The sequence below is a fragment of the Acidovorax temperans genome, assembly GCF_028596105.1.
GTDB classification, from domain to species: Bacteria; Pseudomonadota; Gammaproteobacteria; order Burkholderiales; family Burkholderiaceae_C; genus Acidovorax; species Acidovorax temperans.
The window spans coordinates 3,572,356-3,590,107 of sequence record NZ_CP117193.1; the positions used below are offsets into that span (position 1 = coordinate 3,572,356).

Sequence of the window (17,752 nt, forward strand, 5' to 3'; positions counted from 1 at the left end):
CAGAGAGAAATTGGCCTATAGCGCTCTATCCATAAGCGCAAGCAGCTACTAAAAATATAGCAATCTCACCCCAAGGAACGCAGCGCCACCCGGGTCAGCCCTTCAGCCTGCGCCACAGCCGCCAGCCTAGCAGCGCCGCGATGATGGCGGCGTACACCGCCACTTCGGCAAAGTTGTTTTTACCAGCGCGCATCCAGAAGAAATGCAGCACCGCCAGCAATGCGGCGGCGTACACCGTGCGGTGCAGCGCCTGCCAGCGCTTGCCCCCCAGCGCCCGGATAGCCCGCTGGAACGAGGTGGCCGCCAACGCCAACAGCACCACAAAGGTCAGCGTGCCCACCAGGATAAAGGGCCGTTTGGCAATGTCAGCCAGGATGTCGGGCAAGGCCAGCCCCATGTCCAGCCAGCTGTAGCTGAGCACATGCAAGAAAGCGTAGAAAAACGCAAACAGCCCCAACATGCGCCGCCACCGCGCCAGCGCGGGCACGGCAAACGTCACACGCAGTGGGGTCAAGGCCAGCACCACGCACAACGCGCGCAAGGCCCAGTCGCCGGTGGAGCGGATCAACGCCTCGGCCGGGTTGGCGCCCAACTGGTTGGTAGCCGCAGCCACCATCAGCCACACCGCGGGCAGCAGCGCCGCGCAAAACAGCAGTGGCTTGATGGCGGGGTGCAGCAGCGCCTTGCGCCAGTCGCCCTGCGTGCCGGGGGGGCGCTGCGGGCTCGTATCAGCCCGCATATCAGTAGAACTTCTTGAGGTCCATGCCCGTATACAGCTGACCTACCTGGGCCTCGTAGCCATTGAACATCAGCGTCTTGCGCTTCTTGGCAAACAGGCCGTCTTCGCCAATGCGGCGCTCGGTGGCCTGGCTCCAGCGGGGGTGATCCACATTGGGGTTCACATTGGAATAAAAGCCGTATTCCTGCTGCGCGGCCTTGTTCCAGGCGGTGCCCGGTTCCTTCTCGACGAAGCGGATCTTGACGATGCTCTTGGCACTCTTGAAGCCGTACTTCCATGGCACCACCAAGCGCACTGGCGCGCCGTTCTGGTTGGGCAGCACCTCGCCGTACATGCCAAACGCCAGCAGGGTCAGCGGGTGCATGGCTTCGTCCATGCGCAGGCCTTCCACATAGGGCCAGTCGAGCACGCGCGAGCCCACATAGGGCATGGTGGCCTTGTCGGCCAGCGTCACAAACTCCACATACTTTGCACTGCCCATGGGCTCCACACGCTTGATCAGCTCGGCCAGCGAATAGCCCACCCAGGGGATGACCATCGACCAGCCTTCCACGCAGCGCAGGCGGTAGATGCGCTCTTCCTGCGCACTGAGCTTGAGCAGATCTTCAATGCCGTATTTGCCCGGCTTCTTGATGAGCCCCTCCACCTCCACCGTCCAGGGCGTGGTCTTGAGCGTGTGCGCGTTGCGCGCGGGGTCGGCCTTGTCGGTGCCGAACTCATAGAAATTGTTGTAGGTGCTCGCGTCCTTGTAATCGGTGAGCTTCTCCATCGTCACCGCACCTGCCACGGCCGACTTGGTGCTGGCCAGGGCTGCGAGCTTGCCAGGGCGCGTGACCTGCTGGGCCATGGCTTGGCGCCCCGCCCATGCGGCGATGGCAACACCCGCAGCGCCACCCGCCATCCGCTTGAGCATCTGACGGCGGTCTTCGTAAACGGCCTTGGGGGTGATTTCGCTGGAATACGGGTGTTGAAAGCCCGTGTTGCGAGGAGGTGTCCGCATGAGTTTCTCCGGTGGAATGGTGACTGCCGCGCTGTATGAGCACAAAAGCGACGCTTAGTTCGCTTTGCAGACCAGTCAGGTTACACCGAAGACGGAACAGTTGCCGACCAGGGGAGAAGCGCCCCTGTAGCAGGGGCGCTGCGCGTAAAAGTTACAGGGTGCCGTAGCTGTGCAAGCCGCTCAGGAACATGTTCACACCCAGGAAGGCAAAGGTGGTGACCGCCAGCCCCACCAACGCCCACCAGGCCGAAACGGCGCCGCGCAAGCCCTTCATCAGGCGCATGTGCAGCCAGGATGCATAGTTCAGCCACACGATCAGCGCCCAAGTTTCCTTGGGGTCCCAGCTCCAGTAGCCGCCCCAGGCCTCGGCGGCCCACAGCGCGCCCAGCACGGTGGCGATGGTGAAGAAGGCAAAGCCCACGGCGATGGACTTGTACATGACGTCGTCCAGGACCTCAAAGCTGGGCAGGCGCTCCGCAATGCGTTTGCGGCCAAACAAGATGCTCGCCACGATCAGCGCTGACACGCCGAAATACACCATCCAGTAGCTGCTGCCGCCTTCGGTGGCGTTCTGGCGGAACACGATGGGTTCAAAGCACAACACCACGCCCAGCAGCCACAGGGGCGCCAGCTTGTACCAGCGTGTTTCGCTGGCCTGCATCTTGATGAGGTAGGCAAAGGCCACCATGGCGGCCAGCGCAAACGTGCCGTAGCCAATGAAGTTGGCAGGCACATGCAGCTTCATCCACCAGCTCTTGAGGGCGGGCACCAGGGGCTGGATCTCATGCGCCTCGCGCACCACGGTGTACCAGAGCAAAAAGCCCACAGCCGCACTCACCACCAGCATGACGAAGGCACCGAGCGAGCGGGTTTCGTACTGCTCTTCGTAGTACAGGTAGAACGCTGCGGTCATCCAGCAGAACATCACGAACACCTCGTAGAGGCTGCTGACCGGGATGTGCCCCACATCAGGGCCGATGAGGTAGCTTTCGTACCAGCGCACCAGCGTGCCGATGAGGGCCATGGCCACCGCCACCCACGCGATGCGTGAGCCGATCATGCTCATGGTGTTCCCCTCCCCGCGCGAGAACATGCCGATCCAGTAGAACGCAGTGCTCATGAAGAACAGCATGCTCATCCACAGAATGGCCGACTGGCTGGACAGGAAGTACTTGAGGCCAAACACCGTCTCTGCACGCGCCAGGCTGCCCGTACCATCTTGCTGATACAGGCCGATGGCCATCAGCGCCAGGGCCGCCACCACCAGCATCAGCACCCGCAAAGGGCGCCAGAACCAGCCCAGCCAGATCACGCTGGGCACCGCGCCGATCAGGATGCCTTTTTCATACACGTCCATGTAGGCGCTGTAGCGCTGAAAGGCGTAGAGACCGCCCACGGTGACCAGGACGGCAAACAGCCAGTCCAGCCAGTTGCGGCGCGAGAAGAAGCCTTCGTTCAGGGTGATGGTGGTGGTTGCGGTGTTCATGCGTGGCCTGTGTGGGGCTGCGCCCCGATCAATTTTTGAGCGAGCTGGACAAATTCCTTGTCGCCGTCCATCGTTTTGCGGTTGGTGGAAAGCGCCATCAGAGCATGAGAGCCCTGTTCCTGGGGCGATAACCACACCCAAACACGGCGTTCACGGATGTAAAGCATGGCAAAAACGCCCAGGATGAGCAAGGCGCAACCCAGATAGACAATGTTCTTGCCGGGGGCACGGGCCACCTGGAACACGCTGGCCTGCACTTGGGTGAAGTCCTTCAGTTCGAAAGCCATCGGGGCGGGGTACATCACGGCGTCGCTGAGCGACAGCACCGCCTGCGTCATGAAGGCGCGGGTGCGATCGTCCTGCTCCAGGGGCTTGAGGCCCGCATTTTCGCGCGTCAGTTGCACCAGCTCAAACAAAGTGCCGTTCAGGATGCGGATCAGCACCTCACCCGCGCGAGAGCGCTCGGCCTCTGGCACGTTGGCTTCCATGAAATCAGAAATGGCTTGCAGCCCACCGGCTGGCTTGCCTGGAGCAGCTGGCATCGCACCCGCGAACACCGCCAGGGCCCGGGAGGCGGATTGGGACAACTGCTCGGCCAGTTCACGCCGCGAAGGCTCGATGGCCTGCGCCACATAGCGGCGCACAGCCTTGTCGCGAGCGGCGGGGTCTGCCAGCGCTGCACGCATGCGCACAAAGCCATCCATGCTGCCCTGGTCATCGGCAGGCACACGCAGGTAGCGGAAGGGTTCGGAAGGCGCTTCGCGCACGCCCAGCAGGAACACTGGCGTGCCATCGCCCGTGTCCACGGGCAGCATGTAGTTGTGGTACTCGCGGGCCTGGCCTGCGGCATCGCGCAACTTGTAGCTCACACTGGGGCCCACGTTGCGCAACTCTTTCTTGGTCACGGTCTTGTTGGCAGCGCCCAGGCGGGACTCGACGGACTCGCGCAAATCCACCTTGCGCACATCGGCGCCCGACATGTTGGGCGCCCCCGCGAAGTTTTCCACGTTGATGGTGCGCAGCGCCGTGAACTCCAGGGTCATGGTGTCGCCGCCCGCGGCTCCGCCCTTGTTGGTGAGCTGGATGGAGCCACCCACCACGCCTTCCACATCAAACGGCTGGGCTCCAGGCGCCATGGGCACCGCACGCAGCTTGAGCTGGGAGCCCCCATCGTCAAAGCTGGATTGGTAAATCTCGATGCCCTTGTAGCTGGCGGGGTGGTTCACCTCCACACGGGCCGGTGTTTTCTCGCCCGTGGCTTTGTCGTGGATGATGATTTCGCTGGCAAACAGCTTGGGCATGCCGGTGGAGTAGTGCTCCACGATGAACTTCTTGAGTTCCACCGCAAACGGCAGCTCCTGCAGCAGCACGCCGTCCGACTGGTTCAGGATCGCCGTGCCCGACTGCGTGCCTTCGGCCACCACCAGGTTGCCACGGAAGGTCGGGTTGCGCTCGGACAAGCGGTGCTCTGGCTTCACATCGGCAATCAGCCCGCTGCCCGCGTAAGGGGTCTTGCCGCCCAGCAACATCTGGGCGCGCACGATCAAATCGCCGTCGAGCAAACCACCCACACACACCAGCACGATGGCGCTGTGCGCGGCGATGTAGCCGATCTTGTTCGCAGCCCCTGCCTTGGCGGCCACCATCCAGCCGGTACCGGGGCCTGCGGCGGTGTCACGCTGCTGCAGACGCACCTTCCAGCCCCCGCTGGCCAGCATGCCGCCAATGCGCCGGGCCTCGGCTTCCGTGCCTTCTGCCAGGGCCGCTTCGGCCTTGTGGTGGAACGCGCGCAGGCTCTGCTCGCGCACATTTTCTTTATAAGATTTGATATCGCTCAAAAATTTGGGGGTGTTGCGAGCGATGCAAAGGGACGTGCTGACCACCAAAAAGGCCAGGATCAGCAAAAACCACCACGCGCTGTACACCGCATTGAGCTGCAAAGCACCAAAAAGCTCTGCCCAGAAGGGTCCAAATTGGTTCACGTAATTGACGGCCGGCTCATGCTGCTTGAGCACGGTGCCAATGACCGAGGCAATGCAGATCACCGTCAGCAGCGAAATGGCAAACCGCATGGACGACAGCAGTTCGACCCCTGCGCGCAGAGCCCGTGAGCCCGACTGGACGCGAACGCCTTGGGTGGTTTCAGACATGGAGATAAAAGGGCAGGAGGCGAAGAAAAAGGGCGGGGCCATCGTCTGGATGGGCCCGCCCTTTTTGGGTTTGTTTATTGGCGGTTGGTTCCGTGTGGCCCCCAACAGAAGCCACCCAATGCATCAGCGCAACTCAGCGCAGGCCGGCAATGTAGTCGGCAACCGCCTTGATTTCCTTGTCGTTCAGCTTGGCTGCGACCTGGGTCATTTGCTGGCTGTTGGCGCGCGAGCCGTCGCGGAAGGTATTCAGTTGCGCCACGGTGTAGTCAGCATGCTGGCCGGACAGGCGTGGGTATTGGGCTGGGATGCCAGCACCGTTGGGGCTGTGGCAGCCAGCGCAGGCGGCAATGTTGCGGTCTGCAATGCCGCCGCGGTAGATGCGCTCGCCCAGGGTCACCAGGTCTTTGTCCTTGGCGAAACCTGCCTTGGCTGGCTTGGAAGCCACCCAGTAGGCGATGTTCTTCATGTCTTCGTCGGTCAGCATGGTGGCAAACCCCTTCATGACCGCGTTGTTGCGCTTGCCGGACTTGAACTCCTGCAGTTGCTTGACGAGGTATTCGGGGTGCTGCTGTGACAGCTTGGGGTTGGCAGCGATGGCTGAATTGCCGTCAGCTCCGTGGCATGCCGCGCACACAGCGGTGTAGCTGGCCTCGCCCTTGACGAGATCCGGCTTGGCCACTTTGGGTGCATCACCCGCTGCAAAGGCCGAGAAAACAGGTGCTGCCAGTACGGCAGCCGTCAACAAGGAGGCGAGCAACTTCATATCGAGGGTGTGTGTTTATGTGCGCAAAAGCCGCTCGATTCTACAATGAGGCTCCAGAGCATCCCAACTTTCCATGACAACCCATCTTTCTGCGCCAGTTGCTGGCAGCCTTCCGCCCGCACCCGACGCCAAGATCGCCATGGGCTGGATGCACACGGCACGCTTTCTGACCACCGCTGCCCAGCTGCACCACCTGCCCCCCATCGATGTGCCGGAAATCGCCTTCGTGGGCCGCTCCAACGCAGGCAAATCCACCTGCATCAACACCCTCACCCAGCAAAAGCAACTGGCCTTTGCCTCCAAAAAGCCAGGGCGCACCCAGCACATCAACCTGTTCGCCCTGGGCAAGCAGGGCGTGACCGACGCCGTGCTGGCCGACTTGCCCGGCTACGGCTACGCGGCGGTGTCGCGCTCCGACAAGCTGCGCTGGCAGCAGGTGATGGTGAACTATCTGGTCAGCCGCCCCGGCCTCACGGGTATCGTGCTGCTGTGTGACCCGCGCCTGGGCCTGACGGAGCTGGATGAGGCCCTGCTCGAAGCGGTGCGCCCCCGCGTGGAAGAGGGACTGAAGTTCCTCATCGTGCTGACCAAAGCCGACAAGCTCACCCGCTCGGAGCAAGCCAAGGTGCTGTCCATTACGCGACTGCAGGCTGGCGGTGGCGAGGTGAAGATGTTCTCGGCCCTGAAGAAGCAAGGGGTGGACGAAGTAGCGCAATTGCTGTGGCAATGGGCGCACCCCGTGCGTCCGCAAGGGACGGAGCCTGCGGCAGAGGGAGGTGCCCAATCCCTCCCAGCCAGCCCGCAGGCCGCCGACGAGAACCCATCAACCGAATAGCCGCCAGCGCTTATAGATAAAGCGCGAGCAGCTATATAACTTATAGCAAATCGCGCCATGATCCAGACCCGCACTGTCACCCTGCCCCACGGGATTTCATTGCAATGCCGCGAAAGTGGCTCGCGTGGACGCCCGGTGCTGATGTTTCTGCACGGCTTCCCGGAAGGCGCGTTCATCTGGGATGAGTTGCTGCTGCACTTTGCCCGCCCCGAAAACGGTGGCTACCACTGCGTGGCGCCCTACCTGCGTGGCTTTGGCGAATCCAGCCAACCCCAAGCCACCGAAGCCTACCGCGCCAAACACCTGGTGCAAGACCTGGTCGCGCTGATCTCGGCGGTGTGCACCACGGGGACCGTGGAGTGCCTGGTCGCGCACGACTGGGGTGGTGCCGTGGCCTGGAACCTGGCCAACCAGCAGCCGCAATGGCTCAAGCGCCTGGCGGTCATCAACTCGCCCCACCCCGGCGCGTTTTTGCGCGAACTGCAAACCAACGCAGCCCAGCAGGCCGCCAGCCAGTACATGCACTTTTTGTGCAGACCAGACGCAGAATCGCTCCTGGCCGAAAACGACTTTCAGCGGCTGTTCGCTTTCTTCAACACCCCGGAAGGCCACGCGCCCGCATGGTTGACTGAGGCCGTGCGTGCCCAATACCGGGCGCTGTGGAGCCAGGGGCTGACCGGAGCCTGCAACTACTACCGCGCCAGCCCGTTGCGCCCTCCGCGCGAAGGCGACCGCGCCGCACTCGACCTGGAATTGCCGGCATCGATGCTGAGCGTGGATGTTCCCACGCTGGTGCTGTGGGCCATGGACGACCCGGCCTTGCTGCCGGGGCTGCTGCAGGGCCTGCCCGACTGGGTACACCGCCTGCGGCTGCGCCAGATCGAGCACGCATCGCACTGGGTGGTGCATGAACACCCCGAGCGCTTCGCGCAGGAATTGGGGCATTTTTTGCTACTGAAATAGTAGCTTTTAGCGCTTTACCGGCAAGCCTTACAAGGCCTTTTCCTTATCAAGCGCCACGCGCGGCTACGCGCCCGCTCCACGCTTTATTTGTACAAGGACGGCAGCCCCTCCGGCCGCGTCTTGAAGCGCTTGTGCACCCAGTAGTACTGGCCGGGCATGGTGTTGATGTAGCGCTCCAGCTCGCGGTTCATGCGGGCGGTGTCAGCCTCGACATCGTCGGTGGGATAGTGGTCCCACGCGGGCGTCAGCTCAGCCACGTAGCCATCGGGAGTCAGTCGCGTGTACATGCCAATCACCTTGGCGCGGCCCAGGCGCGCAAAGCGCGACAGCGACGGCACCGTGGCCGCTGGAACGCCGTAAAAGGGCACGAAGATCGACTCACCGGCTCCGAAATCCATGTCGGACAGCAGGTAGAGCAGCCCACCCTTGCGCAGGTTGGAAATGATGGGCTTGACCCCGTCTGCGCGGTTGAGCATGCGCACGTCGCCAAAACGCTGGCGGCCCGCCATGAACCAGGCGTCAATGACCGGGTCGGGATGGGTAGAAAAAATGGACGTGAACGCCCGGGAAGTGCGCAACGGCAGCACCAGCCCGCCTGCGTCCATGCCGTAGAAATGCGGTGCGAAGATGATGGTGGGCACATCGCCATCCAGCTCCTGCACGGCGCCCCGGAGCTTCACGCGCTGCTCCACCACCGACTGAGGAGCTGACCACAGCCAGCTGCGGTCCAGCCAGGTCTGGCAAAAGACGATAAAGCTCTCGCGCGCCCACTGCGTGCGCTGCTCAACCGATGCCTGCGGAAAGCACAGCTCAAGATTACGCAGAGCAATCTTGCGCCGTGGCACCACGAGCACAAACAACACCCGCCCCAACGCGGCCCCCATGGCGCGCAACACCGGCAAAGGCACTCGGGCCAGCACGCCCATGAACCACACACCCAGCCGACTCATCATGACGAGGCCTCCACCGCTGGGGCTTCGGCTCGGGGCTGCTTGTAGCGGCCATAGCCCCACAGGTACTGGCCAGGACACTGGCGAATCACATGCTCCATGGCCTCGTTGACCTGGCGCACGGCGGTCTCCAGGTCAGCGTCGAGCGGCTGCGGCAAGGGCTCGGCATACATCACAAAGCCGCGCCCCATCGGTTCGCGCTCGCAGCGCACCAGCAGCACGGTGGCGCCGGTCTGCAGCGCTAGGCGGGCGGCCAGCGTCATGGTGTAGGCCGGTTTGCCAAACACGGGCGACCAGACTCCCAGCCCTTCGGGCGGTACCTGGTCAGGCAACAGGCCCACGGCTTCGCCACGGCGCAGCGCCTTGATCATCTGGCGCACCCCCGCCAGCGTGGTGGGCACGGCCTGCATGCCTGGGCGGTTGCGTGCGGTCTCCATCACCTTGGCCAACCAGGCTTGGCGCGCGGGGCGGTACAGCACGGTGATTGGGCCTTGCTGGGCACTCCAGCGCGTAGCAATGGCCTGGGCCGACATCTCGAAGCACCCGAGGTGCGGGGTGAGAAAAATCACACCGCGCCCGGCAGCCCAGGCCTGCTCCACGCAGGGTTCGCCCTCAATGCGAACCGGCACGGGCGCGCCCAACCACAGCCGGGGCAACTCCGCCACCATGCGCCCGGCGTGGCCTACGGCGGCACGCACCTGCGCAAACGAATAGCCCGCCAGCGCCGCATTGGCCAGAAAGCGTTGGCGATACACGCCCGAGGCAGCAAAAGCCACCCAGCCCAGAACACATCCGATGATGTGGAGCAACCACAACGGAAATACGGAAAAGAATCGAAAGACAGCAGGCATTAAAATGTGAGGGTCGCTGAGTTAAATGAGCAACTTGCAGGGCGACGTAAAAAAAATCTGCTAAAGCGTTCGCCAAAGCTACCTAGGCTGCGGGCGACGCCCAAAATGCCGGAACACAGGAGTATATTCAAATGGCGAACGACTTTCTTTTTACCTCGGAATCCGTCTCTGAAGGCCACCCCGACAAGGTGGCAGACCAGATCTCTGACGCGATCCTCGACGCAATCTTCGAACAGGACCCCAAGAGCCGTGTGGCCGCCGAAACGCTGACCAACACCGGCCTCGTGGTGCTGGCCGGTGAGATCACCACCAACGCCCATGTGGACTACATCCAGGTCGCACGCGACACCATCAAGCGCATTGGTTACGACAACACCGAATACGGCATCGACTATCGTGGCTGCGCAGTGCTGGTGGCCTACGACAAGCAATCCAACGACATCGCCCAGGGTGTGGACCATGCGTCCGACGACCACCTGAACATCGGCGCGGGAGACCAAGGTCTGATGTTTGGCTACGCCTGCGACGAAACGCCTGAGCTGATGCCCGCGCCCATCTACTACGCGCACCGCGTGGTCGAGCGCCAGGCCCAGCTGCGCAAGGACGGCCGCCTGCCCTTCCTGCGCCCTGATGCCAAAAGCCAGATCACGATGCGCTATGTGGACGGCAAGCCCCACAGCATCGACACCGTGGTGCTCTCCACCCAGCACAGCCCCGACCAGAGCGAAACCGCCACCAAGATGAAGGCCAGCTTCTACGAGGCTTGCATCGAAGAAATCATCAAACCGGTGCTACCCAAGGAATGGCTGCAGGACACCAAGTACCTGATCAACCCCACAGGCCGCTTCGTCATCGGCGGTCCGCAGGGTGACTGTGGCCTCACGGGCCGCAAGATCATTGTGGACACCTACGGCGGTGCATGCCCCCACGGCGGCGGCGCATTCAGCGGCAAGGACCCCAGCAAGGTAGACCGCTCTGCCGCCTACGCAGCCCGCTACGTGGCCAAGAACATCGTGGCCGCAGGTCTGGCACGCCAGTGCCAGATCCAGGTGGCGTATGCGATTGGCGTGGCACGCCCGATGAACATCACCGTGTACACCGAAGGCACTGGCGTGATCCCCGACCATGAAATCGCCAAGCTGGTGGAAGCCCACTTCGACCTGCGCCCCAAGGGCATCATCCAGATGCTGGACCTGCTGCGCCCCATCTACAGCAAGACCGCCGCCTACGGGCACTTTGGCCGCGAAGAACCCGAGTTCACTTGGGAGAAGACCGATAAAGCTGCTGCGCTGCGCGCAGCAGCCGGGCTGTAAGCCCGCCGCGCTGACAGCGCGGTATCGGTCTTCGGGCGAAGTTCATATCGCGCCAGCGATGTGAACGTAGACCAAAGTACGGACAAGGCAGCTGCGCTGCGCGCTGCTGCGGGGCTGTAAGCCCGCCGCAGCTAGGCGCATGGGCCTGGCTGCAAGCAACAAAACCAGGGGCCTCCAGGCCCCTTTTTCTTTGGATTTTTGGCCCTGTCCGCATGGGCATATCGCCCTCGCCTCCTACATCTGCTCACCGGCTGCGCCTACAGCACCCCAATGCCCATTCCCCTATCGTGCTACCCAACGGGCCGCGCGTCGCAGCCCCAGAACGAGGAGAACGCCATGCTGAAGTACGCCATCGTCTTTGCACTGATTTCACTGGTCGCCGGCGCCCTGGGCTTCACCGGGGTGGCAGCAGGAGCGGCAGGCATTGCCAAGGTGCTGTTTGTCGTGTTTCTGATACTGACCTTGATTTTTGTGGTCCTGGCCTTCAAGGCCGCTGGTGCCGTCAGCCGGGCGATCAAGTGATGCAGCGCACGAACATCTTTGAGGCCTTGCGCCAAAGCCACACGGTTCAGCGGCAGCTGTCTGCCCTGCTGCTCAAGACCCATGGCGACACGGCTGAGCGACACACCCTGTTCCAGGCCCTCAAGGGCGAACTGGCAGTGCATGCACTGGCGGAAGACAGGCACTTCTACATCCCGCTCATGCAGCATGATGCGGGCATCGACCTGTCACGCCACGCGATCGCAGAGCACCACCAGATCGATGAACTGGTGGAGGCGCTGGAGACCACCGAAGCGTCCAGCCCCGCCTGGTTGCCCCTTGCGCGCAGTTTGACAGAAAAAGTGGAACACCACCTGCGTGAAGAGGAGCAGCGCTTTTTTCAGATGGCAGGCAAGCTGCTGACCGACGCTCAAAAAAGCGCATTGGCACGCGACTACCTCAACGAATACGACACTGCCAAAGCCGAATTGGCCGTGCGGCCCGAAGACTGCACGACGGCGGAGTGAACGCACATTACAGGCCTGCGGTTTTGGTTCAACGTACGCATCGCACCGATGCGTATGCGCCTGGCGCCACGCCCCGCCTGCACTCGCGAAGAAGCGGCCCGTAGTCACTCGGTAAAATCACTATAAAAAACATAGCTGCTTGCGCTCATAAATCAAGCGCGCGAGGCTCTTTTTTATAAAAATGCTGGAGACCCATGCACGATACCGCCCTTCTGATCGGCCGCTTTGAACCCGTGCACAGTGGCCACCTTGCTCTGCTGCAAGAGGCCCTGCGCCAGGCCCCTCAGGTCATCGTGGTGGTGGGCTCTGCCTGGCAACCCCGCTCCCCCAAAAACCCCTTCACCTGGCAAGAGCGCGAGGCCATGCTGCGCGAAGCACTGCCAGCGCCAGACCGCGCCCGCGTGCAGGTGCTGCCAGTGCGCGACTATTACAACCAAGCCGTTTGGGTGCAAGCGGTGCGGGCAGGCGTGGCACAACACACGCCGCCCGGTGCGCGCATCGCGCTGGTGGGCCACTTCAAAGACGCCACCAGCAGCTACCTGCGCGCCTTCCCGGGCTGGTCTCTCATCGATCTGCCCCGCCAGGGCCAGATGGACGCCACCACCATCCGCGACGCGTACTTCAGCGCCACACCCGACACCGTGGGCCAAGCCCTCGCGCCCTTGGCTGCCGAGATTCCCGCCAGCACCATCGCCACGCTGCAGCAGTTCGCCCACACCGAGCACTACCCCGCGCTGCAGGAAGAATGGCGCATGCTGCGCAACTACCGCAACGCTTGGGCCGCAGCGCCCTACCCGCCGGTGTTTGTGACGGTGGACGCCGTGCTGCGCTGCCAGGACCATGTGCTGCTGATTCGACGCGCCCACGCGCCCGGCAAAGGCCAGCTGGCAGTCCCCGGCGGCTTCATTGAGCAGCGAGAAACCGTGTGGCAATCGTGCCTGCGCGAATTAGCAGAAGAAACCCACTGCGACGTGCCCGAAGCCGCCCTGCACGCCGCACTGCAATCGGTGGCCGTGTTTGACCACCCCGACCGCAGCCAGCGCGGCCGCACTATCACGCATGCGCACTACTTCGACCTGGGGGACGCGCCGTTTCCGCTGGTGCAGGCCGATGACGACGCGATGCTGGTGCAGTGGACACGCATCGACCAGCTGGCAGGCATGGAAGAAGAGTTCTTTGAAGACCACTTCCACATGCTGGACCACTTTCTGGGGCTGACGAAGCTGGACTGAACCGCTTCACCCGTTTGGTAGAAAAACGGGTGCAAGCGCTACAGAATCATGCCCAAACAGCTATATTTTCTATAGCACTAAGTCCCCGCCCGCTCCAGCATGGCATGCAGCAGCACATTGCACCCCGCCTCGATGTGCTCGGGTTTCGCGTCCTCGATCTCATTGTGGCTGATGCCGTCCTTGCAGGGGATGAAGATCATGCCGCTGGGCGCGAGCTTGGCCATGTAGACGGCGTCGTGCCCGGCACCCGAGACGGCAGGCATGTGGCTGTAGCCCAGCTTGGCCGCGGCGCGTCCTACGGCCTCCACGCACTCGGGCTGGAACAATTGCGCGGGGTAGCTGGACACCATCTCGATGTGCACCTGCACGCCGTGTTCCTTGGCGACCTGGTCGGCAAACGCCTTGACCTCGGCGGCCATGGCGTCGACCAGTTCGTCCGTGCTGTTGCGCAGGTCGATGCTGAACTTGACCCGGCCTGGAATCACGTTGCGGCTGTTGGGGAACACCTGCACCATGCCCACGGTGCCCCGGCCATGCGGCGGGTGGCGGTGGGCTGCTGCCACCACGTCCTGCATGATGCGCGTGGCGGCCAGCATGGCGTCCTTGCGCAGGGCCATGGGGGTGGGGCCTGCGTGGGCTTCCATGCCGGTGACGGTGCAGTCAAACCAGCGGATGCCCAGCACGCCGCTGACGACGCCAATGGTCTTGTCGTTGTCTTCCAGCACGGGGCCTTGTTCGATGTGGGTCTCGAAGTAGGCGCCGATGGGGTGGTCGCCCGGGTCCTGGTCGCCGATGTAGCCGATGCGTTCCAGCTCGCCCTTCACGGTCTTGCCTTCGGTGTCGGTGGCGGCGTAGGCGTGTTCCAGCGTGAAGGCCTTGGCGAATACGCCGGAGCCCATCATCACCGGAACAAAACGGCTGCCTTCCTCGTTGGTCCAGAACGCGACTTCGATGGGGGCTTCGGTTTCGATGCCGTGGTCGTTGAGGGTGCGCACCACTTCGATGCCCGCGAGCACGCCGTAGTTGCCGTCGAACTTGCCGCCCGTGGGCTGGGTGTCGATGTGGCTGCCGGTCATGATGGGCGGCAGGCTGTTGTTGCGGCCGGGGCGGCGCATGAAGCCGTTGCCGATTTTGTCGATGGTGACCGTCATGCCCGCTTCGCGCGCCCAGCGGGTGACGAGGTCGCGGCCCTGCTTGTCCAGGTCGGTGAGGGTCAGGCGGCACACGCCGCCCTTGGGGGTGGCGCCGATCTGCGCCAGCTCCATGAGCGAAGCCCACAGGCGCTGGCCGTTGATGCGCAGGTTTTCGATGTTGGGTTTGACTTTGGTGTCCATGGTGTTGTTCTCCGTCGGTTCAGCGGGTAACCGCTGTGGGGGCAAGGTCCTGCGCGCGCTTCTGCACGGCCTGGAAGTTGGCGCCAAACGCCGGGCGCTTGATGTAGCGGCCCTTGCCCTGCTCGGCGCGCAGGTCGCCGTTGGCAAACACCACGCGGCCCTGGGTCACGGTGTGGCTTGGGATGCCGCGCACGGTGCGGCCTTCAAAGATGTTGAAGTCACCCTTGCTGAACTGGGTCTTGGCCGAGAAGGTCTTGGTGCCTTGCGGGTCCCACAGCACCAGGTCGGCGTCGGCACCTTCGCCGATGTAGCCCTTGCGCGGGTAGATGTTGAACAGCTTGGCCGCGTTGGCCGAGGTAATGGCCACGAACTCACTGGGGGTGAGGCGCCCGGTGTTCACGCCGCCATCCCACAGCGTGGCCATGCGCTCTTCCACGCCGCCGGTGCCGTTGGGGATCTTGGCGAAGTTTTCTTTGCCCATGGCTTTTTGCGCAGCGCAGAAGGTGCAGTGGTCTGTGGCCGTAGTGTGCAGCTGGCCGGACTGCAGGCCGCGCCACAGCGCCTCCTGGTGGCCCTTGGGGCGGAAGGGCGGGCTCATCACATAGGCGGCGGCCTTGGCAAAGTCGGGGTCGCGGTACACGCTGTCGTCCACCAGCAGGTGGCCGGCCAGCACCTCGCCGTAGACGCGCTGGCCGCGCGCGCGGGCGCGGGCAATGGCGTCGGCCGACTCCATGCAGCTCACGTGCACCACGTAGATGGGCACGCCCAGCACGTCGGCAATGGCGATGGCGCGGTTGGCGGCCTCGGCCTCGACCATGGGGGGGCGCGAAAGCGGGTGACCCTCGGGGCCGGTGATGCCCATCTTGGCGACCTCCTGCTGCAGCAGGTACACCAGCTCACCGTTCTCGGCGTGCACCGTGGGCATGGCGCCGAGTTCGAGCGCGCGCTTGAAGCTGTTCACCAGGGTTTCGTCGTCGCACATGATGGCGTTCTTGTAGGCCATGAAGTGCTTGAAGCTGTTCACCCCCTCCTGCTGCACCAACGTACCCATGTCGGCGCGCACCTGCTCGCTCCACCAGGTGACGGCGACGTGGAAAGAATAGTCGGCCGCAGATTTTTCGGCCCAGCTGCGCCACTTGCGGTAGGCGTCCATCAGCGGCTCCTGCGGGTCGGGGATCACGAAGTCGATGATGCTCGTGGTGCCGCCCGCCAGCGCGGCAGCGGTACCGGTGAAAAAGTCGTCCATGGTGACGGTGCCCATGAACGGCAATTGCATGTGCGTGTGCGGGTCAATGCCGCCGGGCAGCACGTACTGGCCGCTGGCGTCCAGCGTCTGCGCACGCGCAGGGGCCTGCGCCGCAGCGTCCTCCCCCACGGCCACGATGCGGCCATTGACGCACAACACATCGGCGCGCTGTTCACGGTCGGCGTTGACCACGGTGCCACCGCGGATCACAAGGGCTTGGCTCATGGGGGTCTCCTTCAGGGATACAGATCAATTCAAAGAAAGGGACCCTGCACTGGCACCAGACCCAGGCAGGGTCCGGGGCATCACTTCTTCTTGGCCGTCAGGTAGTAGTAGGTGCCGGCCACTGCCAGGCTGAAAAACCAGCCCGAGTCGAACAACGACAGCCAGATGGCAGGCATGCCCGCCTTGTCCACCACACCCGACACGGCCAGGTAGCCCGGCAGGCAGGGCAGCACGCCCAGTGCAAACGCGATCAGGGCTTGCAGGTTCCAGCCGTTGCTGTACTCATATTCACCGCCACGGCGGTACAGGTCGTCCACCTTCAGCTCGCTCTTGCGCACCAGGTAGTAGTCCACCAGCAGAATGCCCGCGATGGCGCCCAGCAGCGTGCCGTAGCCGCCCAGCCAGGTGAACAGGTAGCCGCCCGAGGTGGCCAGCAGCTTCCAGGGCATGAACAGCAGGCCGATGCCCGCAGCGATCAGGCCGCCCATGCGGAAGCTGATCTTGGACGGCGCGCACTGGCTGAAGTCATACGACGGCGACACCAGATTGGCGGCAACGTTGGTCGTGAGGTTGGCGAGCAAGATCACCAGCAGACCCAGGCCTGCGGCCACGCTGCCCATCTGCGTGAGCAGACCATCAGGGAACAGCTGGGCCTTGCCGTACAGGATGGCCGAGGCAGAGAAGCCGATCACGCCCACCATGGAGAAAAGCGCCATGGGAATCGGCAGGCCGATGGCCTGGCCCACCACCTGGTCCTTCTGCGATTTGGCAAAGCGGGTGAAGTCCGGAATGTTGAGCGCCAGCGTGGCCCAGAAGCCCACCAGGCCCGTGAGCGCTGCCCAGGTCTTGGGGCCGCCTTCGACCACCTTGGCGGGCAGGTTAAACAACTGGCCCGAGGGCACCTTCATCACCAGCACCACCACCAGCGCGATGGACGCAATGATCATCAGCGGCGCCGCAATCACCTCCAGCATGCGGATGGACTCCGGGCCCTTCCAGATGAACCAGATGTGCACCGCCCAGAACGCCAGAAAGCACATGAACTGCGAGGTGCTGATGGTCTGCCCATCGGCCGGTCCCGCCAGATTCATACCCAGGATGTTGAGAAACCCATGCAGCGCCAGCGCGCCAAAGTAGCAGTTGATGGAGAACCAGCCACAGGCCACCAGCCCGCGCAGCACAGCGGGCAGGTTGGCGCCTTTCACGCCAAACGATGCCCGCGCCAGCACCGGGAACGGCACGCCGTACCGGGGCCCCACGCGCCCGATGAGCACCATGGGCACCAGCACGATGCAGTTGGCCAGGAACACCAGCCACACCGCCATCTGCCAGGTGAAGCCCTGGTCCAGCATGGAACTGGCCATGGTGTAGGTGGGCACACACACGACCATGCCCACCCAGAGTGCGGCAAAGTCCTTCCACGTCCAGTGTCGCTGCGCGGCGGTGGTGGGGAGCAGATCTTCATTGGCGAGCGTGTTGGATGCATCGCGGGGCATCAGCCCCGCCACATGGGCCGCGCTGCCGGTACTGTTGGTCATGCCTGTACTCCTGTCAAAGACGTCGTTGGGGTTGCACACAACCCGCTGTCTGTTCCAGCGCCCTCACGCTGGCAGATGGCGGGCAAAGGAAGCGAGCGATGCTAGAGATCACGCAAGAAC

General features: G+C 63.4%; 16 protein-coding genes. 6 read left to right on the plus strand and 10 right to left on the minus strand.

Annotated features, from left to right (window positions below; all coding sequences use genetic code 11):
* Positions 1-94: 94 nt before the first annotated feature.
* From PQV96_RS16715 to PQV96_RS16735, 5 genes are all read right to left on the minus strand, one after another.
* A complete protein-coding gene (locus tag PQV96_RS16715; RefSeq protein ID WP_273623645.1) occupies positions 95-739 on the minus strand; it encodes a protein-methionine-sulfoxide reductase heme-binding subunit MsrQ in 645 nt (214 codons plus the stop codon).
* Position 740: 1 nt separating this feature from the next.
* Positions 741-1,739 (minus strand): protein-methionine-sulfoxide reductase catalytic subunit MsrP, encoded by a 999-nt coding sequence (msrP, locus tag PQV96_RS16720; RefSeq protein ID WP_207374159.1) that lies wholly within the window; start codon positions 1,737-1,739, stop codon positions 741-743.
* Between the two features lie 151 nt (positions 1,740-1,890).
* The gene (ccsB, locus tag PQV96_RS16725) at positions 1,891-3,225 is read right to left on the minus strand and encodes a c-type cytochrome biogenesis protein CcsB (RefSeq protein ID WP_207374160.1); all 1,335 of its coding nucleotides are present in this window, start codon (positions 3,223-3,225) and stop codon (positions 1,891-1,893) included.
* The gene (locus tag PQV96_RS16730; RefSeq protein ID WP_207374161.1) at positions 3,222-5,375 is read right to left on the minus strand and encodes a cytochrome c biogenesis protein ResB; all 2,154 of its coding nucleotides are present in this window, start codon (positions 5,373-5,375) and stop codon (positions 3,222-3,224) included. The genes ccsB and PQV96_RS16730 overlap by 4 nt, the downstream gene beginning before the upstream one ends.
* A 133-nt stretch (positions 5,376-5,508) precedes the next feature.
* Positions 5,509-6,138, minus strand: a complete 630-nt coding sequence (locus PQV96_RS16735) for a c-type cytochrome (RefSeq protein WP_142081953.1) — start codon at positions 6,136-6,138, stop codon at positions 5,509-5,511.
* Between the two features lie 73 nt (positions 6,139-6,211).
* Between PQV96_RS16735 and yihA the strand changes: the two genes are divergently transcribed.
* Positions 6,212-6,973, plus strand: a complete 762-nt coding sequence (gene yihA, locus PQV96_RS16740; RefSeq protein WP_242638156.1) for a ribosome biogenesis GTP-binding protein YihA/YsxC — start codon at positions 6,212-6,214, stop codon at positions 6,971-6,973.
* Between the two features lie 57 nt (positions 6,974-7,030).
* On the plus strand, positions 7,031-7,936 hold the full coding sequence (locus PQV96_RS16745) for an alpha/beta fold hydrolase (RefSeq protein WP_207374162.1): 906 nt from the start codon (positions 7,031-7,033) through the stop codon (positions 7,934-7,936).
* Between the two features lie 83 nt (positions 7,937-8,019).
* Here the strand turns inward: PQV96_RS16745 and PQV96_RS16750 are convergent, their stop codons facing one another.
* Both PQV96_RS16750 and PQV96_RS16755 read right to left on the minus strand, forming a co-directional pair.
* Positions 8,020-8,889 carry a lysophospholipid acyltransferase family protein gene (locus tag PQV96_RS16750; RefSeq protein WP_207374163.1) on the minus strand — a complete coding sequence of 290 codons (870 nt, stop codon included), beginning with the start codon at positions 8,887-8,889 and terminating at the stop codon, positions 8,020-8,022.
* Complete coding sequence (locus PQV96_RS16755) at positions 8,886-9,737, minus strand: lysophospholipid acyltransferase family protein (RefSeq protein WP_273623648.1); 852 nt, start codon at positions 9,735-9,737, stop codon at positions 8,886-8,888. Before PQV96_RS16755 ends, PQV96_RS16750 begins: the two co-directional genes overlap by 4 nt.
* Before the next feature lie 131 nt (positions 9,738-9,868).
* Between PQV96_RS16755 and metK the strand changes: the two genes are divergently transcribed.
* The 4 genes from metK (at position 9,869) to PQV96_RS16775 (ending at position 13,289) form a co-directional block, all read left to right on the plus strand.
* The gene (metK, locus tag PQV96_RS16760; RefSeq protein WP_066698278.1) at positions 9,869-11,050 is read left to right on the plus strand and encodes a methionine adenosyltransferase; all 1,182 of its coding nucleotides are present in this window, start codon (positions 9,869-9,871) and stop codon (positions 11,048-11,050) included.
* 336 nt (positions 11,051-11,386) lie between these two features.
* Positions 11,387-11,572: a DUF1328 domain-containing protein gene (locus PQV96_RS16765; protein ID WP_060987675.1), complete on the plus strand. Its 186-nt coding sequence runs from the start codon at positions 11,387-11,389 to the stop codon at positions 11,570-11,572.
* Positions 11,572-12,057, plus strand: coding sequence for a hemerythrin domain-containing protein (locus PQV96_RS16770; protein ID WP_207374165.1), 486 nt, complete (start codon positions 11,572-11,574; stop codon positions 12,055-12,057). The genes PQV96_RS16765 and PQV96_RS16770 overlap by 1 nt, the downstream gene beginning before the upstream one ends.
* A gap of 194 nt (positions 12,058-12,251) precedes the next feature.
* Positions 12,252-13,289, plus strand: coding sequence for a bifunctional nicotinamide-nucleotide adenylyltransferase/Nudix hydroxylase (locus PQV96_RS16775; RefSeq protein ID WP_207374166.1), 1,038 nt, complete (start codon positions 12,252-12,254; stop codon positions 13,287-13,289).
* A gap of 77 nt (positions 13,290-13,366) precedes the next feature.
* Here the strand turns inward: PQV96_RS16775 and PQV96_RS16780 are convergent, their stop codons facing one another.
* From PQV96_RS16780 to PQV96_RS16790, 3 genes are all read right to left on the minus strand, one after another.
* Positions 13,367-14,623: a Zn-dependent hydrolase gene (locus PQV96_RS16780; protein ID WP_207374167.1), complete on the minus strand. Its 1,257-nt coding sequence runs from the start codon at positions 14,621-14,623 to the stop codon at positions 13,367-13,369.
* Positions 14,624-14,642: 19 nt separating this feature from the next.
* Positions 14,643-16,094 carry a dihydropyrimidinase gene (gene hydA, locus PQV96_RS16785; RefSeq protein ID WP_273623649.1) on the minus strand — a complete coding sequence of 484 codons (1,452 nt, stop codon included), beginning with the start codon at positions 16,092-16,094 and terminating at the stop codon, positions 14,643-14,645.
* A gap of 80 nt (positions 16,095-16,174) precedes the next feature.
* A complete protein-coding gene (locus PQV96_RS16790) occupies positions 16,175-17,632 on the minus strand; it encodes an NCS1 family nucleobase:cation symporter-1 (protein ID WP_273623651.1) in 1,458 nt (485 codons plus the stop codon).
* Between the last annotated feature and the right edge of the window lie 120 nt (positions 17,633-17,752).

Excerpts from the sequence above, each read along its gene's own strand:
- metK (WP_066698278.1), top strand. The coding sequence starts at position 9,869 with ATGGCGAACGACTTTCTTTTTACCTCGGAATCCGTCTCTGAAGGCCAC.
- PQV96_RS16730 (WP_207374161.1), bottom strand. The coding sequence starts at position 5,375 with ATGTCTGAAACCACCCAAGGCGTTCGCGTCCAGTCGGGCTCACGGGCT.
- PQV96_RS16735 (WP_142081953.1), bottom strand. The coding sequence starts at position 6,138 with ATGAAGTTGCTCGCCTCCTTGTTGACGGCTGCCGTACTGGCAGCACCT.
- PQV96_RS16745 (WP_207374162.1), top strand. The coding sequence starts at position 7,031 with ATGATCCAGACCCGCACTGTCACCCTGCCCCACGGGATTTCATTGCAA.
- PQV96_RS16750 (WP_207374163.1), bottom strand. The coding sequence starts at position 8,889 with ATGATGAGTCGGCTGGGTGTGTGGTTCATGGGCGTGCTGGCCCGAGTG.
- PQV96_RS16765 (WP_060987675.1), top strand. The coding sequence starts at position 11,387 with ATGCTGAAGTACGCCATCGTCTTTGCACTGATTTCACTGGTCGCCGGC.
- PQV96_RS16790 (WP_273623651.1), bottom strand. The coding sequence starts at position 17,632 with ATGACCAACAGTACCGGCAGCGCGGCCCATGTGGCGGGGCTGATGCCC.
- PQV96_RS16755 (WP_273623648.1), bottom strand. The coding sequence starts at position 9,737 with ATGCCTGCTGTCTTTCGATTCTTTTCCGTATTTCCGTTGTGGTTGCTC.
- ccsB (WP_207374160.1), bottom strand. The coding sequence starts at position 3,225 with ATGAACACCGCAACCACCACCATCACCCTGAACGAAGGCTTCTTCTCG.
- PQV96_RS16715 (WP_273623645.1), bottom strand. The coding sequence starts at position 739 with ATGCGGGCTGATACGAGCCCGCAGCGCCCCCCCGGCACGCAGGGCGAC.
- PQV96_RS16780 (WP_207374167.1), bottom strand. The coding sequence starts at position 14,623 with ATGGACACCAAAGTCAAACCCAACATCGAAAACCTGCGCATCAACGGC.
- PQV96_RS16770 (WP_207374165.1), top strand. The coding sequence starts at position 11,572 with ATGCAGCGCACGAACATCTTTGAGGCCTTGCGCCAAAGCCACACGGTT.
- PQV96_RS16775 (WP_207374166.1), top strand. The coding sequence starts at position 12,252 with ATGCACGATACCGCCCTTCTGATCGGCCGCTTTGAACCCGTGCACAGT.
- yihA (WP_242638156.1), top strand. The coding sequence starts at position 6,212 with ATGACAACCCATCTTTCTGCGCCAGTTGCTGGCAGCCTTCCGCCCGCA.
- msrP (WP_207374159.1), bottom strand. The coding sequence starts at position 1,739 with ATGCGGACACCTCCTCGCAACACGGGCTTTCAACACCCGTATTCCAGC.
- hydA (WP_273623649.1), bottom strand. The coding sequence starts at position 16,094 with ATGAGCCAAGCCCTTGTGATCCGCGGTGGCACCGTGGTCAACGCCGAC.